The sequence below is a fragment of the Thermosynechococcus sp. Uc genome (assembly GCF_029335995.1).
Taxonomy (GTDB): Bacteria; Cyanobacteriota; Cyanobacteriia; order Thermosynechococcales; family Thermosynechococcaceae; genus Thermosynechococcus.
Map to the genome: position 1 here is coordinate 25,271 of NZ_JARJMS020000050.1, position 25,660 is coordinate 50,930.

Sequence of the window (25,660 nt, forward strand, 5' to 3'; positions counted from 1 at the left end):
CCATGCAACTTTCCCAAGCCCATTTACGCACATTACAAACCTGTCCACGGCAATACCAGTACCGCCATCTCGACAGCTTGATACTGTCAGAGGCCACGCAGTTGATAGAAACTACTTCCCGAAAGCAGGGTTATACCTTCCACCGCCTGATGAAACAACACTTTCAAGGACTTGACATCCACCCTATCCTTGAGGTGCAGCCCGAATTGAAGCCTTGGTTTGAGGCCTTTCAAACAATACCACCGCCAATGATTCAAGGCCAAGGGGAGGCGGAGCACCAGCGCAGTTTGGGCTGGCGGGAGTTTACACTTGTGGCAGTGTACGACTACGTCATTTTTGGTCAAGAGCAAGCCCAGATTCTCGACTGGAAAACCTATGCCGCCGCGCCCGCCCCCAAAAACCTAAGCCATGATTGGCAGACTCGCCTGTACTGCTATCTCCTAGCAGCCACCAGTGCCTACCCTCCCGACCAGATTTCCATGACCTATTGGTTTGCCCAAGGGGAAAAGGGGGCGAATGTCTACACCTTTTCCTACAGTAACAATGCTCACCAAGAAATCCACCAAGTCCTAGAACAGTGCCTCAACCAACTAAGTCAATGGTTGCAAGCCTATAGGCAAGGGCAGGATCTGCCGCAAGTTCCCGCCGTCGAGATTCCAAAGTACTGTCATGACTGTGCCTTCGCTGAGCGGTGCCAGCGTTCTCAGTCCAATCGTGTTTCGAGCATTGATCCTTTTCTAGCCGTGCTCAAAAACCTGAGTGTACCCCGCTAAATCCAGATCCACAATGGCGGGTAGGCAGCTCAATGCTGCTTGTACTAACTCAAAGCGCTCCTCCCGTTTCAACATTTCCGTTAGCTGTTGCCACAGGGGAATCAAATAGCGGACATCATTGGCGGCATAGCGGATTTGATCTTCCCGCAGTGCCATAGTATTGCCCCAGTCAGAGCTTTGAGCTGATTTATCAATCTCCACCCCCAGCAGATCCAAGACCAAATCCTTAAGACCGTGGCGGGGTGAATAGGTGCGGGCAATTTTACTGGCAATTTTGGTGCAAAAGACGGGATGAACGCGGATGCCCAAGTGGTAACGCAATGTCGCCAAATCAAAGCGGGCATAGTGAAAGATTTTGGTAATGCGGGGGTGCTCTAGGAGTTGCTGCAAGTGGGGGGCTTCCCTTTGCCCGCGACCAATCTTGACCACTGCCACTTGTCCCTGTGGGTCACATAGCTGGACAAGACACAGGCGATCGCGGGGAATATTCAAGCCCATGGTTTCTGTATCAACGGCCAATTGACTGGCATTGAGAAAGTGCACCAAGGCAGTGGCACTTAAATCGTAGTCAAAACACTCTAGGGGAAAATCCAAATCCATGACTTGCTCACAACCTCTCTCACAAATTACGCGGGGGGGGCTTCTGAGGACGGTTCCTTGGACACATCAATGCGTTCCAACTGCCAGAGAATTTGGTTACTTTCACGGCGCACACGGGAGATTTGCCAATTGCGCCATGTCCATTCTTCGCCGCGACTAGTGACGGCACTGGCGTGCACATTCATCAATTCCGCCAATTCTCCACTGGTAATCAAGTATTTACCAGCGGCCAATTCATCGGCGATCCGCAGTGTTACGATTAATTCTTCAAGGCGGGCGCGGCGCTCAGACCACTGGGGCGATTTTCCCCCTAACCATTCACCGTCACCATCGACCCCTAGGGATGGTTGCACCATAAGTTTTTTCCCGTAACTGACATTGCTCCAAAAATCTTAGCGAGAAATGAGGAAGTTTAGTTCACTTTGGCGATCGCCCGCCGCAGCGAGGATAGGGCTAGAATAGTTTTAAGATTTGTTAATTAATCCGAGCGCCATGACGGTAACCTTGACCCCTGCATCTCCCCTCTACGATCGAGTCACCACAATTGCCCGCCGCCTTGGTATTGAGAAATTTGACCTTGGTGGCTCCCATGTAGATGAGGTCAGTGTCCAAGTGCAGCAGGGGGAACCCAAACAGGTGAAGGCCTCCCAGCGATCGGGCATTACGGTGCGGGTATGGAATTCCACAGGTCGCCTAGGGGTAGCCAGCACCACCCAACTGGACGATTGTGGTCTAGAAACGGCCCTAGAAATGGCAAAAGAGGCCAGTGCCTTTGGGGTCACAGAGGACATTCCCGACTTCAGCCCCTTGGCCACAGCACCCCTTGGGGAGACAACAGGAGCGACGGCTGATGTACCCCTTGCCCCTGCAAAAACCCTCTTGGATCAATTAATTGCGGCAGAACGAGACCTCTTGGGACGCCATCCAGCGATTGCCAGTGTACCCTACAATGGCCTAAGTCAGCGGCGGCTGGAGCGATTTTATCTCAACAGTGACGGCGCCCATCGCCAGCAAACCACCACCACAACTACCCTCTATCTCTACAGCAAAACGGATGAAGCCGGTCGCAAACCCCGCAGTGCCGGTGCCATTCGCATTAGTCCAGACCTTGAACATCTGGATATTGCCGGCTGCATTGACGAAGTGGCCGACAAAACCATCCGCCACTTGGCCTACGAACCCATTGCTTCAGGTCAGTACCCGGTTCTTTTTTCGCCTTCGGCGTTCCTTAGCTTGCTCAATGCCTTTAGCAATCTTTTCAATGCCCAAAACATCTTGGATCGCCAGAGTCTTTCTACACCAGAGGATCTCGGACAGGCGATCGCCAGCCCCCTGTTGAGTGTCTATGACGATGCCCGCCATCCCGAAAATGTAGGTCCACCCCTCTTTGATGGCGAAGGTACTCCCACCCGCCGCACCCCGTTGATTGAGCAAGGGATTCTTACGGGTCTCTACCACAGTGCGGGCACTGCTTGCCGCTTTCAAACCCAGCCCACGGGTCACGCCAACTTGGGGGCAAAAGTTACAGTGAGCGGTCACTTTTACGATGTGCCGGCGGGGCAGGGGGGCGATCGCGCCGATGGCCTAGTCTGGATTGATGAACTCCACGCCCTGCACGCCGGTGTCAAAGCTCTTCAAGGCTCCTTTTCCCTACCCTTCGACGGTTGGCTACTGCGCAACGGCGAAGCGATTAGCATTGAAGCCGCCACCGTGGCCGGAGACATTCGCAGCCTATTGAAAAACATCCTCTATCTGGGCGCTGAAGTTGAAGTTACCCCCTACGGTTGTTGTCCGCCAGTGTGGGTAAGTCCCCTTGCGATTACAGGTGAATAGCTAGACCTGCATCAAGTCGAGACTGCGGGAAGTGCCCAAACGCGTAGCGCCCGCATCAATGAGTTCAAGAGCCTGCTCACGGGTGCGAATACCCCCAGAGGCCTTAATACCTACGCGATCGCGACTCAGGCGCTTGAGAAGACGCACATCCGCAACCGTTGCGCCCCCCCGCCAACCCGTACTGGTTTTCAAAAACGCCACCCCTGCATCTAAGCAAATATCCACGGCAAGTTGTTTTTCTTCCTCCGTTAGCACTGTGGTCTCCAAAATTGCCTTAACGGTGACCCCTGTTTCCCCACAGATTTGGGCAATATCGCGATAGACGGCCTCTGTGTTGCCCTCCTTCAACCAGCCCAAGTTAATGACCACATCCAACTCAGTAGCGCCATTCTCCACTGCCTCCTGCGCCTCATAGAGTTTTGTCGTACTGGTGTGGGCACCACTGGGAAAGCCAATCACGGTACACACTTTCACGGGGGTGCGATGCAGAAGCTGCACTGCCGTCTTCACCCACACGGGCATGACACAGACGGTGGCAAAGTTCCACTGTTGCGCTTCGGCACAGCAACGTTCAATCTCTGCAGTGGTTGCCAAAGGGTCAAGCTGGGTATGATCAATATAGGGCGCAAGGTCAAACAAATCACGTTCCGTCATACGGATTTACCCCAAACAACCCTATTTTTAGTAAGTAAATAATAATAAAAACAGGGGACGGAAAATGAGACCTTGGGAGATCGGTTCTCCCACCCCCTACTGAAAATTTATCCTTGTTAGATTAAAACTAGGCTATCACAGGTACAAAGACCTGTTGGCCAGACAACCTTTTTGGGAGGACACTCTATGGAGCCAACCATGAACCCTCGCAATCTTCAAGAAAGCGCCGATTCCCTCTGGAACTATCTGCAAAATTTGGATGCAGAAGTGGTGGCTCGCCTGTCCCGTCCCGCATCGCCGGAAATGGCTATTGTGATGGAACGCCACATTGGTAACCTACTGGGTTACTTGCCACCGGAGGGGTTTGAGGTTTCCATTACCACCAATCGGGAACATCTAGGGCGTCTTTTGGCTTCCGCCATGATGAGCGGTTACTTCCTACGCGGTGCCGAACAACGCCTTGAATTCGAGCGATCGCTCCAGGCTGCCGCCCAAGGGGAAGACAGTAAATAACCCATGCCAAGGGTTCAGGACAGTGGGGGCGGGTATGCACTACCTGCCCTTCGCTTCGTGCTTTTGGAGTGGTATCAACAGCAGGGGCGAGACTTACCATGGCGCCACACTCGTGATCCCTACGCCATCTGGGTCTCAGAAATCATGCTCCAGCAGACCCAAGTGGCCACAGTGATTCCCTACTACCAGCGTTGGCTAACCACCTTTCCCGCGATCGCCGACTTAGCCGCTGCCGATTTGGAGGCCGTTCTCAAGCAATGGCAGGGATTGGGCTACTACGCACGCGCACGCCACTTGCACCAAGCCGCGCAGCAGATCATGGCCAATCATGGGGGTCAGTTTCCCTGCACCTATGAGACAGTGGTGGCGCTGCCGGGAATTGGTCGCAGTACCGCAGGGGCTATTCTCAGTGCTGCCTTTAATCAGCCACAGCCAATTCTCGATGGCAATGTCAAACGAGTGCTTAGCCGTCTCTATGGTCTCACAGTTCCCCCCAAGCAGGCGGAAGCGCAACTGTGGCAGTGGTCAACCCAACTGTTGTGTCGCCAATCTCCCCGCGATTTCAATCAAGCCCTCATGGATCTGGGGTCAACGATCTGTACACCCCGCCAACCCCTATGTCATGCTTGTCCTTGGCAAGGCCATTGCTGGGCGCACCGCCACCAATTAACCCATGAGATTCCCCGCAAAATGAGTCGTTCTCCCCTTCCCCATAAAAAGATTGGTGTCGCGGTTATTTGGAATACGGCAGGTGAGATTCTCATTGATCGCCGGCCACCAACGGGTCTGTTGGGGGGATTATGGGAATTTCCGGGAGGCAAAATTGAACCCAACGAAACGGTTCAGCAGTGTATTCAGCGGGAAATTCGTGAAGAATTGGGTATTGAGATTAGCGTTGGTGAGCATTTGATTGACATTGACCATGCCTACACCCATTTTCGGGTGACGCTCCATGTTTACTACTGCCAGCATGTTTCGGGAACCCCCCAGCCACTGGCGTGCGAGGCCATTCGCTGGGTCACCCCTGAAGAATTAGATCAGTTTCCCTTTCCCAAAGCCAATATCGCTATTATTCAGGCCATTCATGAACGGGGCAGACCCCCAGCCTAGGCATTGTCAACGACACCCTCAGCCGCCGCTTGATCCAAAAACCAAAGGGTATTACCAGTAATCAGCCGCGCCGGATAGAGATGGGGATCGCCCGTGCTGGAAAAAATATGGTGCAGGGCAGTTTGTTTATTGGCACCGGTTACGAGAAAGAGAATTTGGCGGGCATGGTTAATTAGAGGCACTGTAAACGTGAGGCGGGGTTGGCCATCTTTGTTGCCCACAGTAATCAGGCGATCGCCCACTTGCAGTGCTGCTGTGTGGGGAAACAGGGAGGCTGTATGGCCATCGGAACCCATACCAAGCAAAATTAGATCAAAGCTGGGAAATTCCCCATTGCGCAGGCCAAAGTGTTGGCGCAGGGTTTGCTCATAGCGATCGGCAGCAATCTGAGGATCTGCATCCTCCGTCGGCATGGGGTGAATCTGAGTTTTAGGAATGGGCACGTGGTTCAGCCAAGCTTGGAAGGCCATCCCCGCATTGCTGTCGGTGTGCTCAAGGGGCACGTAGCGTTCATCCCCCCAAAAAATGTGCCACTGTAACCAAGGGGTATCAGCAGAAACAAGACTTTCATACAGCGGTTTAGGCGTATTGCCGCCGGCAAGAGCCAGGGTAAATTGCCCCCGTTGGGCGATCGCCCCAGTGGCCTGCTCTAGAAGAAACTGTTTTGCCGCCGCCGTCAGAGCAGTCAAATCCGCAAAAACACGTACATTGGGTGTTGACATAGAAGCGTCATCCTAATTGGAGCGAATCACACCATCAGTTGCTGTGCCCAGTCCAGGACTGGAAAAGGGATCAGCATTGCCACGCCAGTTAAAACTATTAATGCGCAAAAGAATGCTTGCTAACTGGCGATCCAAGTTATAGCGAAACATAACTCCATAGGTGCGACGGCTATATTCCACAATAATATTCGTATTGAAAACATTACCGGTGTCCACATTAATCTGCAGTTGGGTACCCGCTCGCAGTGGACCGTAAATCTGCTGCAACAATCCTATATTGAGCACACTAAAATCAACGATGCGATCAAAGAGAAACGGTGAAGATTGATCGTTAAAGGTTTGTGTAAATCCCAAATCAAAGCTCGTGTAGTCAAACCAGTTACGGGAGAAATGACCCACTTGACCGCGAAAACCCGCCCCCGCAATTAATGCCGGTTGAGTACTGCCATTGGTATAGTAATTGGCTACCCCCCCAAAGTTTGTGTAGAACTGCAAGAAGGGTTGTACGGGACGGGGGCTGTAGCGTAGGCCTTGGGTTCGCGTAGGTGGTAGGGGGGTACCCCGCCAAATGGGCATGACCCAGTTGAGATTTGCCGCTGCCTGAAAACGCCCCAGACTTGGCTCAGGGGGTAACATGGGATCATCGCTACCAGCCGTAACGTATTCCCCTCCCAACAGGTAGCTCAACGTCAATCCTTTGTTCAGGGGAATCCCTGCACTACTCAACGTGACCCCAAAGCTACTGGTTAGATTTTGCTCGCCAAGGGAACGATTGAAAATGCGCTGGCGATAAATTGCAGAAACAGTCAGTAGGTTTTGAGCATTGATATTGTGGAACAATTCTAGGCCGGCACGGGAGGTTGCCGGCCACTCGTTAGGATCTAGAGTACTCAAAAAACCATAGCCCCGTACACGGGTTTGTGAGGTAAATCGATGACCTAGTTCAATTCCTACTCCATAGCTGTTGGCATTGAAGAGGTCAAAGTCGTTACGAGCAATGCGCTGGAGATAGATTGAGGGCAGAAGTGTCAGTGCAGTGTTCGGAGTATTAACGACTCTGTAACGGTAAAGAAAAAACACTCCCCCCCGATCTTGCTCGTCATAGCCAAATTCAAAGGGCAGAATTTCATAGGGGCGACCCACCACAAAGCGGCGCAGGACTATAGGCAAAGCCACACGTTGATCAAAAACAACCCTACCCCGTCGCACAGTTAGGAGAGTTTCATCGGCATTGAGGGGTTCAGCTGTGGCTTTCTGTGCCCGTGCTTCGAGTTCCGGGGGACTAAAGGGATCATTGGTCATCCGTAGATTTGTGGCAAACCAGCGACGGCCATCAAATTCGAGACGATCAGCTTCAAATCGCAATCGATCAAAGGTTTCCGTCACTTCTGCTTGGGGGTCTGCATCCTGTTTATCAAAGCCGGGAAGGGTACTTATGGATGGGGGATTAGGAGAAGCCGTTAGCCTCAGATCTTGATCTACCCTAGCTGCATTGACTACACCGCGAGCATTCGTGAGGGAGCCTCGATCCAGTCTGAGATTGTATTCCAAGCGATCGCCCCGCAGTACTTGATCACCTCGCGTAATCGTCACATTGCCTTCGGCCACAAGAATTTGAGCCTCAATATCGGTTTGAATGCGATCAGCAGTAAGTTCGGCTTCCCTGAATCGGAGGAAGACATTGCCAATGGCATTAAACAATCGCCGCATTAGGTCAAATTCTTGGCGATCAGCCGTCACCTCTAAGGGCTGGTCACGAACAACGGGGGTTTCAGCATTTGCCTCCCCAAGGCGGAGGGGGGCTGTAAAAGCAGGTGTTGGCTCAGAGCTGAGCGGCGTTGTCCTGCTTAAATCAGGGGTGACCGTTGTTCCAAGTAAATCCGCTTGGGATGGGCTGATGACCTCTGTAATTTCTGTGGGTTGTGCAGGGGGGGGCAGACTAGCCAAAAGAGGTAAGAACAACAACGGCCAAACTTCCTCACGACTACTGCCTAGTTACGTTACCCGATGCCCGCCCCCCTTGGCGAGGATTATTCCAGATCCTTGCGCTTGGGGTTACGAGCTGGATCACCCGAAAGGAACCCGAAAACAAAAAGGAGCACAAAGAAGGTCACAACGATATAAACGGTAATTTTGAGTGTTTCCATGATGTTGTCGTTTTTCGTAGCGTCACTTTCTCATCATACGGGATGAGGGACTTCCTAGCATCCCCTAGAAGACTTGGCTTTTTGTGGCATCCGATAGTGTGGGAATTTCGGCATAGATGCCGCGCACAGACTGCACCACTGCATAAAAGACGCCAATTACCGTGGCAATAAAGACAAAATTAAAGAGTACTTTAATGAGGAGATCAAAACTCGCAACGCGGACGAAGAGCTGCACCAGCAGTTGGACAATAAACAGCACAATCCCCATCAACAGTGCCTGCATCGTGTTGTAGCGAATAAAAAGGCTAACGCGGCTGTTGCGCACCACCAGCAGGTACAGCAGCATAAAAACAAGTAGTCCTGCAAAGGGAATTGAATAGATTAAGGCGACGGGCAGTACCACCAGCGCCAGTGCTTGCAGTGGCGGAAACAGCTCAAATAAAAAGCCGCCAAAGGGCATGACGTAAAAGAGCGGCAGCAGATAGATCAAGCTGGCCAAAATCCGCTCGGGCACAGTGGTAGTGGCACGCCAAGTCATGGGCCTCTCCCTAAAGTGTTATAGTTACCGGCTCATCGCCTTTAGCAGGAGTTCAGGGGAAATCATATTGCATTCCACTGCTTTGCTAATCAACGCTGGCCCCACCCGTGAAGCAATGATTGCTTGCAGATCGGGGCTGTTTTTAATTGAGAGCATAACTGCCCCAATGATCGAGTTGGGATCAAGTGCTGGGCTACTTCCGTTGGTGGGCAACATCTTAATTAACTGAGCAATGTCAGTACAACTAGCTCCCGATAGATATTTAGCAAGGGAGTCACTCACCTGCTCAATTGTACTTTTCATCATTTCCGGCGGCAGAGGGCTGGCGGCTTGGGCACGCACGGGCTGACTGATTCCCAGTATCATGAGGGCACCCACAAGGAGAGAGAAGCTACCAATAGATAGGCCAATGCTTACGCCACACGTGGACGAATGCCTACGGCAGGCTTGCATGATTTGCAACATAGTAAACCTCTATATGTCAATAATCTTTTATGTCACTAGTGCAGGCAAACTAGTTGGAACGCTCCTCAATCACCCGATCAATCAGGCCGTAGTTTTTCGCTTCTTCAGCGGACATGAAAAAGTCGCGATCCATATCCCGCTCAATTTTTTCGACGGGCTGGCCGGTATGGTAGGCGTATAGTTCATTGAGTTGTCGCCGCACCCGTAAAATTTCGCGAGCTTCGATTTCAATGTCCGTTGCTTGACCACGGGTACCACCAGAAGGCTGGTGAATCATGATGCGGGAGTGGGGGAGTGCTAACCGTTTGCCTTTGGTACCGGCTGCCAGGAGGAAAGACCCCATCGAGGCAGCTAGACCCACACAAATGGTGACGACATCGGATTTAATATGTTGCATCGTGTCATAAATCGCCATCCCAGCTGTAACGGAGCCACCGGGGGAGTTGATGTAGAGCATGATGTCTTTGCCCGGATCTTCGGAGTCAAGGTAGAGCATCACCGCCACAATTTGGTTGGCAATCTCATCATCTACTTCTTTACCAAGGAAAATAATCCGCTCGCGATAGAGGCGGTTGTAGATGTCAATCCACTGAGTGTAGGGTTCACCGGGCATCCGGTAGGGAACTTTAGGTACGCCGATGGGCATAGGGTCCTTCCACGCTGAGCTATTAGAGCCGCAACCTGAGCGATGGAGGCGGCTTTTCTTTCTGATTTTAACTTATTCCTAGGGCTGTCGCCCTAAACTTGGCAGAGGCAGAGGGCAAACCACTGCCGAGGGTCGGTAAAGGCATTGACCCACTGAAATCCAGTATCGGTTAATGCCTGCTTGAGGGCGGTCAGGTCAAACTTGCGGGAAATTTCGGTAAGAATCGGTTCACCAGCAGTAAAAGTGCACTGAAAATCAAGGGCGGCCAAGATTACAGTTTGGCTCTGTTGTGAATCCAGATACATCTCAATTTGCTGGGCGACAGGGTTATAAATGGCGCGATGGGCAAAGGCTGCGGGCTGAAAATTGCCTTGAAATCGCCAGTTGAGGTGATGGAGGATATTGCGGTTGAAAGCAGCCGTTACCCCTTGGACATCGTTGTAAGCAGGGAGCAAAATGCTGGTGTCTTTGATGAGATCAACGCCCAGCAGGAAATAGTCTCCAATCCTGAGAACTCGATGAATCTGTTGAAAAAGGCTCTGGCATTCCTTGGGGGACAGGTTGCCAATTGTGCTACCAAGAAAGCAGAGTAAGCGGCGGGGTGCCAAAGGGGGCGGTAGGTGCTCTAAGCCAACTTGATAGGTACCGACAAGGCCATGAATGCTGAGCTGGGGATAGTCGGCAAGAAGGGCAATGGCACTGCTTTTAAGCATCGAACCACTGACATCAATGGGGCGATAGTAAAGCTGGGGTTGCACCTCGGTGTAGGCCGATAGGAGGAGGCGAATCTTGCGATCGCTGCCACTGCCTAGCTCCACCAGTTCACAGGGACCTGTGAGTTGAGCGATCGCCCCGGCGGCGGTTTCTAAAATGCCCAATTCTGTACGGGTGGGGTAGTATTCCGGCAGCTCGCAGATTTGCTCAAAGAGGCGGGATCCCGCAGCATCATAGAAGTAGTAAGAGGGAAGAGACTTGGGTTGCTCAGTCAAACCTCGAATGACATCTTGGCCGTCCCGTTCTGTGGTGAGACTGGGTAAGTGGATCAGGTGCAGGCGATCGCTCACAGAGAAAGCGGCTCCAGAATGTGCGGACCTTAGGATATTTTAGCCTTTAGCCGCTCCTCCAAACGCCATCCCCACCATGCGATCGGCAAACTCATCAGCAGGTAAAGAATTAAAGCGAGGGCATAGAGGGGAAACGGATTGCTACTGTTGCGAATCACCCATACCCGCATCACTGAGGTTAAGTCCACTCCCGCAATTACACTGACAATAGCCGAATCCTTGAGCATATAGATAAAATCATTGACCAAGGGTGGGATCACAATTTGAATCGCTTGGGGTAGAATAACGCGCACAAAGCCCTGCTGTTGGCTCATACCCAAAGATAGGGCAGCTTCCTGTTGACCCACATCCACTGCTTGCAATCCGGCGCGAAAAATCTCCGCTTCATAGGCGCTATAGTTGAGTGCCAAGGCTGTCACTCCCGCTGTCCAAGCATTTACCCAAGTGGCAAGGTTCATCTGGGCTAAGACTGCACCGACCCCATAGTAAAGGAGCAGCAGTTGGGTAATCATAGGCGTATTTCGCATTAGCTCAATAAAACCTAGGGCTGGCCAGCGCAGAAATAAAAATGGCGAGGTGGTCATAGCGGCCAAGACAATGCCTAGAAGCATCGCTAAGGGGAAAGAAATACCACAGTAAATCAACGTATTCAGTGCACCTTGCAGAAAGGCCGGCAGAGCCGCTTGGATGAGTTCCATCGAAAACTTGCGGTTGTGCCTACAGCTTTAAACCAGATTTGATATTAAATCCTTATGAATTCTAGCAAAACACTCAATTGCATTCTGCCAAGGGATTTCGCTCTTGCTGCCTACCTTGATGGATAGGCCAGATCAGTGTTTTATTGATCGGGAAAAGTTAATTAGTGTTTGATAAAAAATAGATTTTGATCTAGTAAAATACGAAGCAACATTGAAATACCCTATGCGATCTACCGAAACCCAGATAGAACCCTCTCAATCGGGTGGTCAGGCTATGAGAAGATAAGCAGTTTTAGATAGAACTCTATGGATTACTCCATTGCTATTGACTGGCCTTGAGCCAAAGGGAGCATCGGTGGCTTAAAATTAGGTTTGATAATATGAAAAACTAGAAAAGATTATCAATCATTATATTGTCAAAAGAAACCCCTGACCCTATGCTTGTTTTAGAGATAAAAAGACGGTGATTAACGTCACGATTACAATCGGCTATCCCGTCATTATTTTCTGTGGCGATCGCTCTGATTGCAACTCTAGCTTTTGTACTGCTTACCCTTATTCTAATTAGGAGAGCTTACTCATGCCAATTGCTGTGGGAATGATTGAAACGCGCGGATTTCCCGCCGTCGTCGAAGCAGCAGACGCAATGGTAAAAGCCGCTCGGGTTACCCTAGTGGGCTACGAAAAAATTGGCAGTGGTCGGGTCACCGTAATTGTGCGGGGTGATGTCTCCGAAGTGCAAGCCTCCGTGGCTGCCGGCGTCGATTCTGCCAAACGTGTCAATGGCGGGGAGGTGCTTTCTACGCACATCATTGCTCGTCCCCACGAAAACCTAGAGTACGTATTGCCCATTCGCTATACCGAGGCAGTGGAGCAATTCCGAAACTAAGGGGCTTGGCAGTTTGGTGGAGTTTTCAGTGGCATCGCTGATTGATCCTCTAGTTCTTAACTTGTTTGACGTTTAGGAGTTATTACAATGGCAATTGCCGTCGGTATGATTGAAACCCTCGGTTTCCCTGCAGTAGTGGAAGCCGCAGATGCAATGGTAAAAGCTGCTCGCGTTACCCTAGTGGGCTACGAAAAAATCGGCAGTGGTCGCGTCACTGTCATTGTGCGGGGTGATGTTTCTGAAGTACAGGCTTCTGTTGCGGCGGGTGTAGAAAATGTGAAGCGCGTCAATGGGGGTCAAGTGCTCTCTACCCACATTATTGCTCGCCCCCACGAAAACCTGGAGTACGTGCTCCCCATTCGTTACACCGAAGCAGTGGAGCAATTCCGCGAAAGCGTTAGTGGTATTCGCCCGATGGGTCGCCCGTAGTGAAAATCGCGCGAGTGTGCGGCACCGTTACCAGTACTCAAAAAGAAGACACCTTAACGGGAGTCAAGTTTCTCATCTTGCAATATTTGGGTGAGGACGGCGAATTTTTACCCGACTACGAAGTGGCTGCGGATACGGTTGGTGCAGGACAGGATGAGTGGGTATTGGTAAGTCGAGGCAGTGCCGCCCGCTGTATTATCAATGGCACCGACAAACCCATTGATGCAGCCGTAGTTGCCATTATTGACACCGTAAGTCGGGATAACTATTTGCTCTACAGCAAGCGCACCCAGTATTAGCATTGGAGACTTCTCCCTATGGCGGTTCAAAGCTATGCGGCACCTCCAACGCCGTGGTCTAGGGATTTAGCGGAGCCAGAGATTGCCCCCACGGCTTATGTCCACTCTTTTAGTAACCTCATCGGCGATGTTCGCATCAAGGATTATGTTCACATCGCACCCGGTACTTCCATTCGTGCCGATGAAGGAACGCCCTTCTATATTGGTTCCCGCACCAACATTCAAGATGGCGTTGTCATCCATGGCCTCCAGCAGGGGCGGGTGATTGGCGATGATGGTCAAGAATATTCTGTTTGGATCGGTAACAATGCCTCGATTACCCACATGGCCTTGATCCATGGCCCTGCCTACATTGGTGATGGCTGTTTTATTGGCTTTCGTTCAACGGTCTTTAATGCACGGGTTGGTGCGGGCTGCGTGGTGATGATGCACGTCCTCATCCAAGATGTGGAGATTCCACCAGGCAAATATGTACCTTCGGGAATGGTAATCACGACGCAGCAGCAAGCTGATCGCCTGCCCAATGTGGAAGAGTCTGATATTCACTTTGCCCAGCACGTGGTTGGCATCAATGAAGCGCTGCTATCGGGGTACCACTGTGCTGAGAATATTGCCTGTATTGCCCCGATTCGGAATGAACTCCAGCGTCGAGAAGACCCGCCCATCCTACATGTTGAAACGCTCACCGGGGAAAAGAACACTATGACCGCAGATTATGGGACTCATGTCCGCCAGTTGTTGCAACAGGGATACCAAATCAGTTTGGAATATGCCGATGCGCGGCGGTATCGCACTAGCTCTTGGCAAAGTGGCCCAACGTTGACGGGACGGCAGGAGTCTCAAGTGATGGCGGCGCTTGCCCAGCTATTAAAGGAGCATGAAGGCGAATATGTGCGCCTGATTGGCGTCGATCCCAAAGCGAAGCGCCGCGTTTTTGAGGAAATTATTCAACGCCCTCGTCAAGCCGCGGTGGGGACTGCCAGTAGCTCTCGTCCCAGTGCAATGGGGAGTGCAGCCCCAGTGGGTTCCCTTGATGCCTCGGTGGTGGCGCAGGTGCGGCAGTTACTTCAGCAGGGCTACCAAATTGGCACAGAGCACGCCGATGCCCGCCGCTATCGCACCAGTTCCTGGACTAGTTGTGCCCCCATTCAGTCGAAACAGGAACTCGAAGTGCTGGCTGCCCTTGAAGCCTGCCTCCAAGAACATGCTGGAGAATATGTGCGCTTGATTGGTATTGATCAAAAGCAAAAGCGGCGCGTCTTTGAACAAATTATTCAGCGACCCGATGGTGCGGTGGCGATCGCCCCAAAAGCACCAACTCCAGCGGCTGCTAGCCATGTTTCAGCCAGTTCTGGCAACAGTGAAACCGTTCTCAGCGCCGATCTGTTGAACCAAATTCAAGACCTATTGCGCCAAGGCTGCCAAGTGACCACCGAGTATGCCGATCAGCGTCGCTTCCGTACCAGTTCTTGGCAAAGCGGTATCAAAATTACCTCTGCACAACAAATCAATGACCTCGGTGCTTTCCTTGCGGAGCACCAGCGAGACTATGTCCGCCTCGTGGGTGTCAATCCCAAGGCCAAGCAGCGGGTACTAGAAAGAATTATTCACCGTCCCAATGGCAAAGCCGCAAGTAATGGCAGTAGCACCCATGGTCAAGGATTTGCATCACGCCCAACTGCCTCTAGTCAAGGGAGCACTAGTAGCCACCGTCTGAGTCAAGAGGTTGTCGAACAAGTACGCCAGCTATTGCAACAAGGTTACACCCTTGCCCTAGAACACGTGGATGCCCGCCGCTATCGCACCAATTCATGGTATAGTGGCCCTCGCATTGAGGCTAAAAATCTCAATGAAGCCTTGGCTGTCATTGAGGCTTGCCTTCAAGAGTACAGTGGCGAGTACGTACGGCTGATTGGTATTAACCCAGCCGGTAAGCAGCGGGTGGCCGAAATCCCGCTCCAACAGGCTCCTAAGTAGCCCTCCCTGTGAGGTGCCCCAATGCCCCTGCCGCCCTTAGCCCTGCCCCCTTCACCGGCAGTTCGTATTGTCGGTGATGTGGTAGTAGATCCCCAGGCTGTTTTGGCACCCGGCGTGCTACTTTGGGCAGAACCAGGGGCTTCAATTCGGATTGCGGCAGGTGTCTGCATTGGTATGGGCAGTGTGATTCATGCCCACGGTGGCACTATTGAAATTGGTGAAGGGGTCAACATTGGCGCGGGAGTCCTGCTGATTGGGGCAGTTACTGTAGAACCCCATGCCTGTATTGGCGCCAGTACGACTGTGATGCAAACAACTATTCCTGCCGGTGCAGTTGTGGCTGCAGGATCCCTTCTTGGCGATAGAAGTCGCCGTTGGCAGCCCCCCACAGAAACCAGTCACCTCCAAGAGAGTGTCACTGCTGTTAAAGATCCTTGGCAGGAGTCACCAGCAACCGCCGATCTGTCAGAGACTTCCCCGCAAGATCAGCAAGACTCTGTAGTCTCTCCGTCCGATGATCGGGCCAACTCACCAATGGCTCCAGCCGATACAACAACTCCGGCAACACCTAAGACCACGGTCGTCTATGGCCAAGCCTATGTTAGTCAGATGTTTGCCAAGATGTTTCAAAGGACGCCAATCCAGCCCCCTAGAGATAACAACGCCCTAGGAAGCGGTTAGTAAAGCAAGAGTTTCCACATGGGCTGTTTGCGGAAACATATCGAGGGGCTGAATTTTAACCAGTTGATAGGCACCGCTGTGGCAGAGGTGGGCGAGATCCCGGGCTAAGGTGGCGGGATGACAACTTACATAGAGAATGCGGGGGGGACGGTTGTGGAGGATGGCCTCAAGAACAGGGCGATCGCACCCCTTGCGCGGTGGATCAAGAATCAGCACATCCACCGCCTGATCGTACTGGGGCAGCCACTCTTCTGCTCTGGCACAGAAAAAGGCAGCATTGTCAATACCATTGTGTTGAGCGTTTGCGATCGCCTGTTGAACTGAGGCAGGATGCGCTTCAACACCAATCACTTCAGCCACAGCATCCGCAAGGGGTAAGCTCAGCGTCCCCACCCCACAGTAAAGATCCACTAGTCGCTCGTGACCCCTTGGCGCAATCCACTCTCGCAGCGCAGTAACCAACTGCTCCGCTTGTGCCGTGTTGACCTGGAAAAATGTGGTTGAAGCAATCTGAAACCTCACCCCTGCTAGCTCTTCCCAAATGTAGGGCCGGCCGGCAAGTACCTCTGTGGTTCTGCCAAAGATGCAATTTCCCACCTGATCATTGAAGTTGACACAGACCCCCACCACCTCCTGAAATTGGTCTAACCAGGTTTCTGCCTGTGTCTGTAAGTCAGGGGGCAATGCCCCAGCAAGGACAAGGGTAATGAGCTGCTCCCCTGTGCGCTGACCAATGCGCAAACTCAGGTGGCGAAACCCCGATTCATGGGTGTGCTCATTATAGATTGGCCAAGGCTGTAGCGCTTGCTTTAGTCCGGCCAGCAGGGGATTGAGGCGCGGATCTTGCACCGGACATTGATTTAGATTTACTAGGCGATGGGAGCCTTTTTGGTAATAGCCCGCAACTACCCGACCATGGCGCCGACCGAGGGGGTAGGTAACTTTATTGCGATAACCAAAGGGGCTAGGGGCTGCCAAAATCGGCAAAAAGGTTTGTGGTTGCAGATGACCAATGCGGGCGATCGCCTCCTTAACTAGCTGTTCCTTGGCTGCCAATTGAGAGGCGTAAGCCACACACTGCCACTGACAGCCGCCACACTTATCGGCCACAATGCAACTTGGACGCACCCGCTGTTGCGAGGGCTGCACCACCTCCAAGACTTTGCCGTGGGCATATTGCCGCTTGACATGGGTCAATCGCACCCGCAGGCGATCGCCCGGAACCGTATCTGCCACAAAGACCACGCGATCCTGCCAGCGCCCTACCCCCTCCCCCGTGTGGTTTAAGGAATCAATTGTTAACTCAATGGTGGCGCCCTGTTGCCAAACGCTCATTCGTTTAATTTACATCTAAAATCACTAACCGTTCACTCCACGTTAGGGATAAGTTAAAGAGAGCCAGCAAGCTCTATTTTCACTGCTATACTGCTAGCGGTGCAATCCAACGTTTGTACTAAAGTGATTTTGGAGTTGATCCCCTATGTTGAAGCGTCTTTCTCCTTGGTTATTAGCACTGGCACTACCCGTTGGTGCTCTTTTCACCGCCCCTGCTAAAGCGGCTGACTTTATCTCCCTCACCTATGCTCCTTTTCAGCGCTCCTTCCCCATCTCGGAGCTTGAGGAATTTGTATCCACTCAAGAAGCGACTGGAGAATTGCGGGCATTGATGCGGCTGGTTCCCAAAGATGACCAAGCCAAGCTCATTGAATTCTTGGGCATACGATTGCCCTTTAATGTTGTGCAGGTAGATGCCATTCTGGCCAGTCCCATTGGCAAAGAATTACTCAAACAGCTCTCTCAGATTATCATCCGACCTGATACTGCTGGGGAAGTGGCTCTTCGAGGTGCTCTACTGAGCGCCGCTGCTTCCCCTGAGGGATTGAGTGTGATCTCTTTGCTGAAAAATTATCCGGGGGAAACTATTAATCTCGATTTGCGCAAACTCAACCAGATGCTGAAGCAACAGGAGGGCTTTATGGGTCTTCTGGGTAATTTTCGCCCTTAACGCAGATCTCACTCTACCCTTGCTCTTGCAACCACGTCCACCAGCGATTCAAGGGGGCATAGATCAGGGGTGCCCAAAGGCTGCTCATGATGGCCGAGCCAAGTGCCACCTGCCGATGGTGTTGCCAGATCTCTTCGAGAGGAAAACCACTGACAAGGCTCATTTGGATTGCGATGACCGTTTGCTGTACAATGGCCATTGCAAAGGTAATCAGAGCAACGGAAATAAAATCCTCAGAAACAAAGCGCTGCTTTTGCATTAAGGCGGTCAGCACCCCCACCAAAGCTAAACTGACGGCGTGGCTAGGGTGAGCAGCCACTAAACCATCCTGAATCCAACCGAGGGCAATACCTGCTAGTAGGCCTTGCCGCCACGCTCGCTTGACACTCCAGACAACGACCCAAATTAAAAACCAGTCTGGTACCAATAGCCGCAAGTTAGGTAAGTGAATAAAGGTCAATAGGGCACAAAGTCCCACAGAGCCAATTATAATCAGCCAGTTGAGGCTAGTTCGCTGTAAATGTGTCTGTCGGTTCAGCATAGGGAATGACCGTCACCCACTCAAGGCGATCAATCGGTGCACCGAGAATAACCGTGGCATGGGGACGGGTTGGATCGCTCAGTTCCACCGATTGGACTTCTCCCACGGGAATGCCGGCTGGATAGAGACTGCTGAGGGCGGAGGTATAAAGGACATCCTTGGGCTGTACCTTGGGGTCTTTCTCCAAAAACTCCACGATCACCTGCTGATTCAATTGTCCCCGCAGAATCCCCATTTGCCGCGTCCGACCCACCACGACCCCCACTCGACTGGCAGGATCGGTGAGTAACATCACCCGACTGGTATTGGGAGTAATACTCGTAATGCGTCCCACAAGGCCACCATTGCCTACCACCACCGAGCCAATGGTCAGACCTTGACGACTGCCTGCCCCTAAGAGGAGCGATCGCCACCACTGATCGGAACTCCGGCCAATCACCGGTACAATAGAGCCTTCCCAATTAGGCAGCATCGGTGCTTTCAGCAGTTGCCGCAACCGCTGGTTTTCTGCGCGGACGGCTGCTAGTTGCTGCTCCAGTTGCCACGTGCGCGCTTGGATCAAAGTCTGCTGATCTTCTACGGAACCTTGAAAGGGCAGATTGAGAAGACGGTACAGTTCACGAATTGCTGCCCCATTCGTCTCACGCAAGATCCAAGCACTCGTGAGCACTAAGGCCGCAAGGAGGACACTCCCTGCATATCGTCCCCACCAGCGCAGCAAAAACGCCATGGCTGTTGATCCTTAACCAATGACCGAGGGTTGGGTGGAAAAGACACGGCCTAAGTCCTTGAAGTTTTCTAGCACCCGACCAGTGCCCATAACAACACAGCGCAGGGGATCTGCTGCTACATGGACAACAATGCCTGTTTCATGGCTAATCAGCGTATCTAAGCCCCGCAGCAAGGCTCCTCCCCCCGCCAGCATAATACCACGATCCACAATGTCTGCAGCCAGTTCTGGAGGCGTCCGTTCAAGAGTACGCTTGATTGCTTCAATAATAGCCGAGAGGGGTTCTGCCATGCTTTCCCGAATTTCCTCAGCTTTGACCACTACTGTGCGGGGCAGCCCAGAGAGTTGATGTAGTCCTCGCACCTCCATAGACTCAGTGTCATAGCTGTCGTTGGGATAGGCAGAGCCAATGCGAATTTTGATTTCTTCAGCTGTGCGTTCGCCAATAATTAGGTTGTGCACTTTTTTCAAATATTGGACGATTGCCTCAGAAATTTCATCTCCGGCAACACGGACGGATTCACTCAAAACGGTGCCCTGTAAACTCAGAACCGCCACCTCTGTCGTTCCACCGCCAATATCTACAATCATGTTGCCCGTTGGTTCTTCCACCGGCAAACCCGCGCCAAAGGCAGCGGCTACGGGTTCATCAATTAAATACACCTCCCGCGCTCCTGCCCCTCGAGCCGCATCCTCAATAGCGCGGCGTTCCACACCCGTCACCCCACTGGGAATACCAATGACCACACGGGGAGCAAACAAATTCTTACCGCCGTGCACTTGGCGCATAAAATGCTTGAGCATGAGTTCAGCGCGCTCAAAGTCGGCAATTACACCATCGCGCAGTGGCCGTACGGCCACCACGTTACCCGGCGTCCGACCTAGCATTCGTTTCGCTTCAGTACCAACGGCAAGGGGCTGTTTAGTGTTTTGGTCAATGGCAACAACGGAGGGTTCCTCTAAAACCACACCCCGTCCAGATACATAAACTAGGGTGTTGGCTGTGCCCAAGTCAATGCCGATATCTCGTGATAGCCGACTAAATAGTCCCACGATGGTGTACCCCTTCTTTGAATCCTATCAACGGTAACAGTCCTGTTACCAAAAACATGATGGCAAGATTGTATTACGTTTTGTTTGAAAAATTTCGTGGAAACATCTCGGTGGGTTATCCATAAACAGCCCTGTTCACGAAAACAGCATGCCCCATAAAACCATGAAAACCACTGGGGGAAAGATTGCCATTCTCAGCGTATCCTATACTAAAGGGCTGTACAGGTGGTCGGTCATCGGATCAGTCCAGTCGGCTGGTGTTTCAAGGTGTTCCAGAATGGACAATGTCAGGGAAGCGGCCTGTTCTGTTGAGGGAATCTATCTATGAGCACTACTTTTACTCAACCGCCAACCAAATGTGTCTCTGCCACGTTCAAGGAAGAGGCCAACGTCAAAGAAGCAATCGAACGGCTCTTGAATCGCGGTGTTCCCAAGGAAAATATCTCAATCATTGGTCGCAATTTTCAATCGGAAGCCCGTATTACTGGATTTATTACTAAGAAAGATATTATCTTGGATGGGGTCACCACGGGCGCTCTCTACGGCTCTATTTTTGGTTCACTGCTCAGTCTGCTGACAGGGGTTGGCGTTCTCTTCATTCCTTTTATCGGTGTTGTTGCGGCCGCAGGACCGCTGGCGGCTGCTCTGTTGGGAGCCACCAGTGGGGCACTCTATGGTGCTTTGGGCGCTGGGTTGGGCTCGGTGCTGATCTCTTTGGGGATGCCGCAAGACAAAGCAGCCATTTATCAAACACGGGTACAGGCGGGGGAATTTTTACTCGTGGTCGAAGTTCCTGAGGAAAAGGCGGGGGAAATTTTTCTCCTCTTGCAATCCGCTGGCGGTCAAGAGGCTGCAATTACTGAGATGCAGATTCCGCGTCAACCTGAGGGGCTGTTGTCTGGACCTGAGGACATTTCTCCAGAGGTGCGTGCAGATTTGTCAGCAGCGGCTCAGTCTAAGTTTGTTCAAGCCTACAACGAGGCCTTGAAAGAGTTCAACGATGAAAAAAATGCCCTTGTTAAAGCATGGGAGCACATTAAAAATCTCTTCCAACGGAATGATAAGGGCATCTATGGTAGCTAGATGGTGTTGACCGGGTGCGTGGCAAGCCCCGCCGTACTGCTGGATAGGGCGAACGGCGTAGCTGTTCTACAATCTTGCTGTCGGCCACAACCATGCCGATCTAGGGTAGGGTATGCCGCAAGTGACGCCTGTGGAGATAGGAGCAGCGGATACGCACTCGACCTAGGAACCCACTGAAGCGACTTAAGCTTGGTCCAATACCATGTGGTGCTTGCCACCGTAAAAGCTAAGTGGCCTTAGCGGGAATTAAATTACCCTAACTGGCGTAAAAGCCATGGCTCTATTGACTGCTTGCATGCCAAAATTCAGGAGTATCGGCGACTGGCGGTGTGCTTAGGGCTGATTTTTCAGACTCCTCCAAAAGGGTACAGGCATGATTGGTCGTCACTTCCCTAAGGCGGCTGTGACATTCCTGAAGGAGATTTTCTAGTTCCTTTTTGAGTGCTTGCAATTCCAGTATCTGGCCTTCAATGGCAGCAATTTTCTGTTGCAGTTGCTCATAGACAGTAAAACAGGTGAGCGTGCGCTGCTCCCGCAGAGCTAGCATCTGACGAATTTCCTTGAGACGAAATCCTAGAGCCTTTGCCCGTTGAATAAATTGCAAGCGCTCGAGGTCCACCTCAGTAAATTGGCGATAGCCCGTTGGTGTGCGGTGGGGCGGCGGCAATAGACCAATGCGTTCGTAGTAGTACAGCGTTTGCGGATGAATTTGCAACTGCTCAGCCACTTCTTTGATTTGCCATGTCTTTGGACGCATAGGAGGTGTTTCTCTACAGGAAAGCTTGCCGATGAATGGCCTCTAGAGCTTGATATTCAGCAGTTTTGCCTAGGCGGCGGAGCGATCGCAACCGCTGTTCAATGAGCATCCGCGCATCAGTGCGACTAATGGACTCAAACTTCATCCCTTGGGGGCCTTGGGTGACAATGAAGAACAACCGCTGTGCATACAACGTTGTAAACAGTTGCCGATGTTCATCTAAAGGACAGACCCCATAGAGTAAGCCAAAGGTGGGGTGATTGAGATACTGCTCAGCGGTCATTGAGGGCTTCATTAGTAGAGAGAACCTACCTCGCAACAGAATTGTGACAGGTCAACACGGCAAGGATGGGTTGTGAGGGGGACACTCCAGACTACAGCTAAAATAAGTAAAACACTTGACTGAAAAACTTTTCAGATTATACCCAAACCCCCTCCTTCTCTATGACCCGTTCACTTCCCCCTTTTTGGCCCAGTGTGTTTCACCGCTGTGGCGTGATTTTCTTTGGCACACTGACATTCTTCTTCACACTGGGGGTAGTGGGCTTGAGTGCCACGGTCTTGTTTGCCCTTCTTGGAGTCTTGTTAGCGCCCGCCAGTGAAACCAGTCCCTACGAGCACATCAGCGGCAAAGAAACGAGTCGCGATCGCATTCTGAGCATTGACATTGTGGGTCCTATTCTGGGCAGTCCGCAAAACAACGAGGACATGTTTTTTGCTCCCCTTGTGGGCGTCACCTACGGCTATGAAGTGCAGCAGCAGTTGGCAGATGCTGCTCAGGATAAAACGATTAAAGCCGTCTTTCTTAATATCAGCACGCCCGGTGGCACCATCTTTGGCGCGCAGGCGATCGCCGAGGGCATTAAAACCTATCGCAAAGCTACTCAAAAACCAGTCTATGCCTTTATTGAGGGCATTGCTGCCTCCGGGGGGGTGTGGGCTATGGTGACGGCAGATCGGATCTACGCGGATTACGGCAGCATGATTGGCAGTATTGGCATTCTCGGCCCCAGTGTACTTTATTACAATCGCCCCACCAGCCTCAATCATGGCCTACTTCAGGGGGGCGTCACTGCCAACAGCATTGAAGAGCGCACCCTCAGTGCTGGTCGCAGCAAAGATGTGGGTAACCCCTTCCGCCGCCTCACCCCTGAGGAAATAGCTGTCCTACAAAGGGGTCTTGAGCAAGAGTACGCTAAATTTGTTGCCCATGTTGCCCAAGCCCGCGGCATTTCGCCGCAAGTCATCCGCAATCAAATGGGAGCTATGATCTTCAGCAACGATCAAGCCAAACAGTATGGCCTCATTGATGGCACCCTGAGTCGCCCTGAAGCTCTAAATGCTTTGGCAAAAGCCGCTAATCTTAGGGAGGGGAACTATGCCGTTGTGCGGTTACGGCGCGATCGCCCCTCCTTGATTTATCAACTCTTTGGTGTTGCAGCCCCCCCACCTGCTCCAGAGGCACAGCAAGTGTGGAAACAAGAGCAGCTCTGTACCCTTAGCCAATTGCGTGCCCTTGCCTACTACGGTTCCCTGTCTTGCCGGCGTCAGTGATGCGCTTTGACATTATTACCCTTTTTCCCGAATTCTTTGCCTCCCCCCTCAGCAGCGGCCTAATGGCCAAGGCTTTGGCGCGGGGGATTGCTGAGGTGGTCTTGACCAATCCTCGCAAGTTCAGTACCGATAAGCACCAGCGGGTGGATGATGAACCCTATGGCGGTGGTGTCGGCATGGTTATGAAGCCTGAACCCCTCTTTGCCGCCGTGGAATCCCTGCCCTGTTTACCCCGCCGTGAAGTAATTTATGTTACCCCCCAAGGAGAACCCCTCACCCAACAACATCTTTGGCACTGGTCACAGGAGCGAGATCAGTTGGTGATCCTGTGTGGTCACTATGAGGGGGTAGATGAGCGGGTTGTTGAGCACCTGGTAACCCAGGAAATCTCCATTGGTGACTTTGTTCTTACCTGTGGTGAAATTCCCGCCCTTGTCATTCTCAATGGCGTACTGCGACTCTTGCCAGGCACTGTGGGCAAAGCTGCCTCCCTCCACCAAGAGAGCTTTGAAGACGGCCTGCTGGACTATCCCCACTACACTCGACCTGCGGAATTTCGAGGTTGGTCAGTGCCGCCGGTCTTGCTTTCCGGTCACCACGGGGAAATTGCGGCATGGCGACGGGCGCAACAAATTGAACGCACTCGTCAACGGCGACCTGATTTGTATGCCAAATGGCTAAATGCCCAAAACGGGGGTCATTGCAAAAATAGTTGCTGAAGAAAGCAGCCACGATTTAAAGCAGGAACACAACCTAGGCAACAGACCAATGGTATCTTTGAGCGGCGGCGTTTTAAGTGTGGCCGTTTGTGCCAAACCGGAATCCACTCCTGCTCGCCAGGGTAAAGTGGAGCACTGTTTTGGCTAGAGGGGTCGTTGCTGTCACTGGGTAAAGCGCTATTCGCCAAATCTGAACCGGGTTGTAATAGGGTATATTGGCTTTAATTTACTTAAATTTTTAATAATTGTGTGACCAACTGGTTGCCCCCATAACTATAGTCAAGCTGTGGCACCAATTAAAATATTAGAATATCAGGCAATATGTTGAGTGTTCCTCCCCAAGATTTCTTGGCGTTATTCCTATGTCAAATCTTTTTCCCTTGCCTGGGGTTACTTTGGAAAACAGTGGTCTCATTCATGTTCTGCAAAAGCTTGTTGGGGAGGAAATCGAGCACTACTTGGAGACCCTCTTCGAGGCGCTGCCCCTAGGCATTTGCCTGTATAACCTGTCGGGAGAGTTGGTGTACACCAACCCACGGGGACGAAAGCTACTGGGTTTTACTGAGCCAAACTACCCCTGTGCCCAAATTCAGGCAAACATCAAACTCTATGTTTGCGATAGCGATCGCCCCTATCCCAAGGAAGAGCTGCCAGCCATCTTAGCTCTTGAAGGGGTCTGTGTTGGCCCTGTGGAACTCGACGTGCAACAACCCTCATCACAGCGAATTAGCCTTGAAGTGTACGGCATCCCGCTTCTCAGCCCTCAAGGGGAAGTGGTGGGTAGCCTTGCTGCTTACATTGATATTAGCGATCGCAAACAGCAGGAAATTGAGCAGCGCATTCTCGCCAACTATTTGCAAACTCAAGCCAATCGGTACCACGAGATTCTTCAAGCCCAAACCGATTTTGTGGTGCGCTCTACCCCCACGACCACCATTACCTTTGCTAACCAAGCCTTTTGTCGAGCAGTCGGGCGATCGCCCCAGCAAGTCATTGGCCGGCAGTGGGCAGAATTTGTCTCTGCCCCAGAGTTAACACCGATTTTTGAAGCTCTATCTACCCTGACGCCAGAAGCAACCACCTTTACAGCCGAAAACCGCCTACTCAATTCACTCAGAAATTGGATTTCGACGCAGTGGAAGCCTATGGGCATATTAGAATACAAAGTCCAACTGCTAGA

Annotated in this window: 31 protein-coding genes; 14 read left to right on the forward strand and 17 right to left on the reverse strand. The window is 51.9% G+C overall.

All coding sequences use genetic code 11. The features are described from left to right. Positions 1–2 precede the first annotated feature (2 nt). A complete protein-coding gene (locus P3X23_RS05665; protein ID WP_300874032.1) occupies positions 3–773 on the forward strand; it encodes a PD-(D/E)XK nuclease family protein in 771 nt (256 codons plus the stop codon). Here P3X23_RS05665 and P3X23_RS05670 read toward each other — a convergent pair. Continuing rightward, on the reverse strand, positions 738–1,373 hold the full coding sequence (locus tag P3X23_RS05670) for a ribonuclease H-like domain-containing protein (protein WP_300874035.1): 636 nt from the start codon (positions 1,371–1,373) through the stop codon (positions 738–740). The genes P3X23_RS05665 and P3X23_RS05670 overlap by 36 nt on opposite strands. Before the next feature lie 26 nt (positions 1,374–1,399). Beyond that, positions 1,400–1,729 (reverse strand): hypothetical protein, encoded by a 330-nt coding sequence (locus P3X23_RS05675; protein WP_300874038.1) that lies wholly within the window; start codon positions 1,727–1,729, stop codon positions 1,400–1,402. A gap of 136 nt (positions 1,730–1,865) precedes the next feature. Between P3X23_RS05675 and P3X23_RS05680 the strand changes: the two genes are divergently transcribed. Next, a complete protein-coding gene (locus P3X23_RS05680) occupies positions 1,866–3,206 on the forward strand; it encodes a TldD/PmbA family protein (protein ID WP_300874039.1) in 1,341 nt (446 codons plus the stop codon). Here P3X23_RS05680 and deoC read toward each other — a convergent pair whose 3' ends face one another. Then, on the reverse strand, positions 3,207–3,860 hold the full coding sequence (gene deoC, locus P3X23_RS05685; protein ID WP_300874042.1) for a deoxyribose-phosphate aldolase: 654 nt from the start codon (positions 3,858–3,860) through the stop codon (positions 3,207–3,209). A 186-nt stretch (positions 3,861–4,046) separates the two neighbouring features. Here deoC and P3X23_RS05690 point away from each other — a divergent pair, with 186 nt between their 5' ends. Continuing rightward, entirely contained in the window at positions 4,047–4,373 is a 327-nt protein-coding gene (locus P3X23_RS05690) for a DUF760 domain-containing protein (RefSeq protein ID WP_300874045.1), read from the forward strand. 3 nt (positions 4,374–4,376) lie between these two features. After that, positions 4,377–5,483 (forward strand): A/G-specific adenine glycosylase, encoded by a 1,107-nt coding sequence (mutY, locus tag P3X23_RS05695; protein ID WP_300874047.1) that lies wholly within the window; start codon positions 4,377–4,379, stop codon positions 5,481–5,483. Here mutY and pgl read toward each other — a convergent pair. The 8 genes from pgl to P3X23_RS05735 all read right to left on the reverse strand — a co-directional run bounded on the left by pgl (position 5,480) and on the right by P3X23_RS05735 (position 11,763). Further along, positions 5,480–6,205 (reverse strand): 6-phosphogluconolactonase, encoded by a 726-nt coding sequence (gene pgl / locus P3X23_RS05700; RefSeq protein WP_300874050.1) that lies wholly within the window; start codon positions 6,203–6,205, stop codon positions 5,480–5,482. The two genes, mutY and pgl, sit on opposite strands and share 4 nt — an antisense overlap. 12 nt (positions 6,206–6,217) lie before the next feature. Then, positions 6,218–8,167, reverse strand: coding sequence for a DUF3769 domain-containing protein (locus tag P3X23_RS05705; RefSeq protein ID WP_300874052.1), 1,950 nt, complete (start codon positions 8,165–8,167; stop codon positions 6,218–6,220). Positions 8,168–8,235: 68 nt separating this feature from the next. Next, positions 8,236–8,352 carry a photosystem II reaction center protein I gene (locus tag P3X23_RS05710; RefSeq protein WP_011056917.1) on the reverse strand — a complete coding sequence of 39 codons (117 nt, stop codon included), beginning with the start codon at positions 8,350–8,352 and terminating at the stop codon, positions 8,236–8,238. Between the two features lie 64 nt (positions 8,353–8,416). Beyond that, positions 8,417–8,890, reverse strand: coding sequence for a Tic20 family protein (locus tag P3X23_RS05715; RefSeq protein WP_300874056.1), 474 nt, complete (start codon positions 8,888–8,890; stop codon positions 8,417–8,419). Between the two features lie 24 nt (positions 8,891–8,914). Further along, entirely contained in the window at positions 8,915–9,256 is a 342-nt protein-coding gene (locus P3X23_RS05720) for a hypothetical protein (RefSeq protein WP_300874059.1), read from the reverse strand. Positions 9,257–9,404: 148 nt separating this feature from the next. Further along, positions 9,405–10,001 (reverse strand): ATP-dependent Clp protease proteolytic subunit, encoded by a 597-nt coding sequence (locus tag P3X23_RS05725; RefSeq protein ID WP_300874062.1) that lies wholly within the window; start codon positions 9,999–10,001, stop codon positions 9,405–9,407. Positions 10,002–10,093: 92 nt separating this feature from the next. Then, entirely contained in the window at positions 10,094–11,065 is a 972-nt protein-coding gene (gene egtD / locus P3X23_RS05730; protein WP_300874064.1) for an L-histidine N(alpha)-methyltransferase, read from the reverse strand. Positions 11,066–11,094: 29 nt separating this feature from the next. Beyond that, positions 11,095–11,763: an amino acid ABC transporter permease gene (locus P3X23_RS05735; RefSeq protein ID WP_300874067.1), complete on the reverse strand. Its 669-nt coding sequence runs from the start codon at positions 11,761–11,763 to the stop codon at positions 11,095–11,097. Positions 11,764–12,343: 580 nt separating this feature from the next. Between P3X23_RS05735 and P3X23_RS05740 the strand changes: the two genes are divergently transcribed. The 5 genes from P3X23_RS05740 (at position 12,344) to P3X23_RS05760 (ending at position 16,038) form a co-directional block, all read left to right on the forward strand. After that, the gene (locus P3X23_RS05740; protein ID WP_011056791.1) at positions 12,344–12,652 is read left to right on the forward strand and encodes a carbon dioxide-concentrating mechanism protein CcmK; all 309 of its coding nucleotides are present in this window, start codon (positions 12,344–12,346) and stop codon (positions 12,650–12,652) included. 87 nt (positions 12,653–12,739) lie between these two features. Beyond that, a complete protein-coding gene (locus P3X23_RS05745; protein WP_011056790.1) occupies positions 12,740–13,081 on the forward strand; it encodes a carbon dioxide-concentrating mechanism protein CcmK in 342 nt (113 codons plus the stop codon). Then, the gene (locus P3X23_RS05750; RefSeq protein ID WP_298613351.1) at positions 13,081–13,380 is read left to right on the forward strand and encodes a EutN/CcmL family microcompartment protein; all 300 of its coding nucleotides are present in this window, start codon (positions 13,081–13,083) and stop codon (positions 13,378–13,380) included. Before P3X23_RS05745 ends, P3X23_RS05750 begins: the two co-directional genes overlap by 1 nt. An 18-nt stretch (positions 13,381–13,398) precedes the next feature. Further along, positions 13,399–15,357, forward strand: coding sequence for a ribulose bisphosphate carboxylase small subunit (locus P3X23_RS05755; RefSeq protein ID WP_300874071.1), 1,959 nt, complete (start codon positions 13,399–13,401; stop codon positions 15,355–15,357). A 21-nt stretch (positions 15,358–15,378) separates the two neighbouring features. After that, entirely contained in the window at positions 15,379–16,038 is a 660-nt protein-coding gene (locus P3X23_RS05760) for a hypothetical protein (protein ID WP_300874074.1), read from the forward strand. On the opposite strand, the gene rlmD is transcribed toward P3X23_RS05760, so the two are convergent. Further along, entirely contained in the window at positions 16,024–17,373 is a 1,350-nt protein-coding gene (gene rlmD, locus P3X23_RS05765; protein ID WP_300874077.1) for a 23S rRNA (uracil(1939)-C(5))-methyltransferase RlmD, read from the reverse strand. The two genes, P3X23_RS05760 and rlmD, sit on opposite strands and share 15 nt — an antisense overlap. A gap of 145 nt (positions 17,374–17,518) precedes the next feature. Between rlmD and P3X23_RS05770 the strand changes: the two genes are divergently transcribed. Next, positions 17,519–18,043 (forward strand): alpha/beta hydrolase, encoded by a 525-nt coding sequence (locus P3X23_RS05770; protein ID WP_300874078.1) that lies wholly within the window; start codon positions 17,519–17,521, stop codon positions 18,041–18,043. A 13-nt stretch (positions 18,044–18,056) separates the two neighbouring features. On the opposite strand, the gene mreD is transcribed toward P3X23_RS05770, so the two are convergent. Genes mreD through P3X23_RS05785 form a run of 3 tightly spaced genes read right to left on the reverse strand, consistent with a single transcriptional unit; the run spans position 18,057 to position 20,367 of the window. Further along, positions 18,057–18,584: a rod shape-determining protein MreD gene (mreD, locus tag P3X23_RS05775; RefSeq protein ID WP_300874081.1), complete on the reverse strand. Its 528-nt coding sequence runs from the start codon at positions 18,582–18,584 to the stop codon at positions 18,057–18,059. Beyond that, positions 18,550–19,314: a rod shape-determining protein MreC gene (gene mreC, locus P3X23_RS05780; RefSeq protein ID WP_300874083.1), complete on the reverse strand. Its 765-nt coding sequence runs from the start codon at positions 19,312–19,314 to the stop codon at positions 18,550–18,552. Before mreC ends, mreD begins: the two co-directional genes overlap by 35 nt. A 12-nt stretch (positions 19,315–19,326) precedes the next feature. Next, entirely contained in the window at positions 19,327–20,367 is a 1,041-nt protein-coding gene (locus tag P3X23_RS05785) for a rod shape-determining protein (protein WP_300874086.1), read from the reverse strand. A gap of 324 nt (positions 20,368–20,691) precedes the next feature. On the opposite strand from P3X23_RS05785, the gene P3X23_RS05790 reads away from it, so the two are divergent. Then, positions 20,692–21,450 (forward strand): ChaB family protein, encoded by a 759-nt coding sequence (locus P3X23_RS05790; protein WP_300874088.1) that lies wholly within the window; start codon positions 20,692–20,694, stop codon positions 21,448–21,450. Between the two features lie 280 nt (positions 21,451–21,730). On the opposite strand, the gene P3X23_RS05795 is transcribed toward P3X23_RS05790, so the two are convergent. Together P3X23_RS05795 and pipX are read right to left on the reverse strand one after the other, a co-directional pair. Further along, complete coding sequence (locus tag P3X23_RS05795) at positions 21,731–22,207, reverse strand: heavy metal-responsive transcriptional regulator (RefSeq protein WP_300874091.1); 477 nt, start codon at positions 22,205–22,207, stop codon at positions 21,731–21,733. Between the two features lie 13 nt (positions 22,208–22,220). Further along, positions 22,221–22,490, reverse strand: coding sequence for a transcriptional coactivator PipX (pipX, locus tag P3X23_RS05800; RefSeq protein ID WP_300874093.1), 270 nt, complete (start codon positions 22,488–22,490; stop codon positions 22,221–22,223). A 161-nt stretch (positions 22,491–22,651) separates the two neighbouring features. Between pipX and P3X23_RS05805 the strand changes: the two genes are divergently transcribed. From P3X23_RS05805 to P3X23_RS05815, 3 genes are all read left to right on the forward strand, one after another. Next, positions 22,652–23,761 carry a S49 family peptidase gene (locus P3X23_RS05805; RefSeq protein WP_300874096.1) on the forward strand — a complete coding sequence of 370 codons (1,110 nt, stop codon included), beginning with the start codon at positions 22,652–22,654 and terminating at the stop codon, positions 23,759–23,761. Continuing rightward, complete coding sequence (trmD, locus tag P3X23_RS05810; protein ID WP_300874098.1) at positions 23,761–24,480, forward strand: tRNA (guanosine(37)-N1)-methyltransferase TrmD; 720 nt, start codon at positions 23,761–23,763, stop codon at positions 24,478–24,480. The genes P3X23_RS05805 and trmD overlap by 1 nt, the downstream gene beginning before the upstream one ends. Before the next feature lie 362 nt (positions 24,481–24,842). Then, on the forward strand, positions 24,843–25,660 hold an 818-nt coding region (locus P3X23_RS05815), incomplete at its 3' end, for a PAS domain-containing protein (RefSeq protein ID WP_300874101.1).

What these genes read in the sequence shown, in the direction of transcription:
- P3X23_RS05665 (WP_300874032.1), top strand. Translation starts at nt 3, where the DNA reads ATGCAACTTTCCCAAGCCCATTTACGCACATTACAAACCTGTCCACGG.
- P3X23_RS05670 (WP_300874035.1), bottom strand. Translation starts at nt 1,373, where the DNA reads ATGGATTTGGATTTTCCCCTAGAGTGTTTTGACTACGATTTAAGTGCC.
- P3X23_RS05675 (WP_300874038.1), bottom strand. Translation starts at nt 1,729, where the DNA reads ATGGTGCAACCATCCCTAGGGGTCGATGGTGACGGTGAATGGTTAGGG.
- P3X23_RS05680 (WP_300874039.1), top strand. Translation starts at nt 1,866, where the DNA reads ATGACGGTAACCTTGACCCCTGCATCTCCCCTCTACGATCGAGTCACC.
- deoC (WP_300874042.1), bottom strand. Translation starts at nt 3,860, where the DNA reads ATGACGGAACGTGATTTGTTTGACCTTGCGCCCTATATTGATCATACC.
- P3X23_RS05690 (WP_300874045.1), top strand. Translation starts at nt 4,047, where the DNA reads ATGGAGCCAACCATGAACCCTCGCAATCTTCAAGAAAGCGCCGATTCC.
- mutY (WP_300874047.1), top strand. Translation starts at nt 4,377, where the DNA reads ATGCCAAGGGTTCAGGACAGTGGGGGCGGGTATGCACTACCTGCCCTT.
- pgl (WP_300874050.1), bottom strand. Translation starts at nt 6,205, where the DNA reads ATGTCAACACCCAATGTACGTGTTTTTGCGGATTTGACTGCTCTGACG.
- P3X23_RS05710 (WP_011056917.1), bottom strand. Translation starts at nt 8,352, where the DNA reads ATGGAAACACTCAAAATTACCGTTTATATCGTTGTGACCTTCTTTGTG.
- P3X23_RS05715 (WP_300874056.1), bottom strand. Translation starts at nt 8,890, where the DNA reads ATGACTTGGCGTGCCACTACCACTGTGCCCGAGCGGATTTTGGCCAGC.
- P3X23_RS05720 (WP_300874059.1), bottom strand. Translation starts at nt 9,256, where the DNA reads ATGATACTGGGAATCAGTCAGCCCGTGCGTGCCCAAGCCGCCAGCCCT.
- P3X23_RS05725 (WP_300874062.1), bottom strand. Translation starts at nt 10,001, where the DNA reads ATGCCCATCGGCGTACCTAAAGTTCCCTACCGGATGCCCGGTGAACCC.
- P3X23_RS05735 (WP_300874067.1), bottom strand. Translation starts at nt 11,763, where the DNA reads ATGGAACTCATCCAAGCGGCTCTGCCGGCCTTTCTGCAAGGTGCACTG.
- P3X23_RS05740 (WP_011056791.1), top strand. Translation starts at nt 12,344, where the DNA reads ATGCCAATTGCTGTGGGAATGATTGAAACGCGCGGATTTCCCGCCGTC.
- P3X23_RS05745 (WP_011056790.1), top strand. Translation starts at nt 12,740, where the DNA reads ATGGCAATTGCCGTCGGTATGATTGAAACCCTCGGTTTCCCTGCAGTA.
- P3X23_RS05755 (WP_300874071.1), top strand. Translation starts at nt 13,399, where the DNA reads ATGGCGGTTCAAAGCTATGCGGCACCTCCAACGCCGTGGTCTAGGGAT.
- P3X23_RS05760 (WP_300874074.1), top strand. Translation starts at nt 15,379, where the DNA reads ATGCCCCTGCCGCCCTTAGCCCTGCCCCCTTCACCGGCAGTTCGTATT.
- rlmD (WP_300874077.1), bottom strand. Translation starts at nt 17,373, where the DNA reads ATGAGCGTTTGGCAACAGGGCGCCACCATTGAGTTAACAATTGATTCC.
- P3X23_RS05770 (WP_300874078.1), top strand. Translation starts at nt 17,519, where the DNA reads ATGTTGAAGCGTCTTTCTCCTTGGTTATTAGCACTGGCACTACCCGTT.
- mreD (WP_300874081.1), bottom strand. Translation starts at nt 18,584, where the DNA reads ATGCTGAACCGACAGACACATTTACAGCGAACTAGCCTCAACTGGCTG.
- mreC (WP_300874083.1), bottom strand. Translation starts at nt 19,314, where the DNA reads ATGGCGTTTTTGCTGCGCTGGTGGGGACGATATGCAGGGAGTGTCCTC.
- P3X23_RS05790 (WP_300874088.1), top strand. Translation starts at nt 20,692, where the DNA reads ATGAGCACTACTTTTACTCAACCGCCAACCAAATGTGTCTCTGCCACG.
- P3X23_RS05795 (WP_300874091.1), bottom strand. Translation starts at nt 22,207, where the DNA reads ATGCGTCCAAAGACATGGCAAATCAAAGAAGTGGCTGAGCAGTTGCAA.
- pipX (WP_300874093.1), bottom strand. Translation starts at nt 22,490, where the DNA reads ATGACCGCTGAGCAGTATCTCAATCACCCCACCTTTGGCTTACTCTAT.
- P3X23_RS05805 (WP_300874096.1), top strand. Translation starts at nt 22,652, where the DNA reads ATGACCCGTTCACTTCCCCCTTTTTGGCCCAGTGTGTTTCACCGCTGT.
- trmD (WP_300874098.1), top strand. Translation starts at nt 23,761, where the DNA reads ATGCGCTTTGACATTATTACCCTTTTTCCCGAATTCTTTGCCTCCCCC.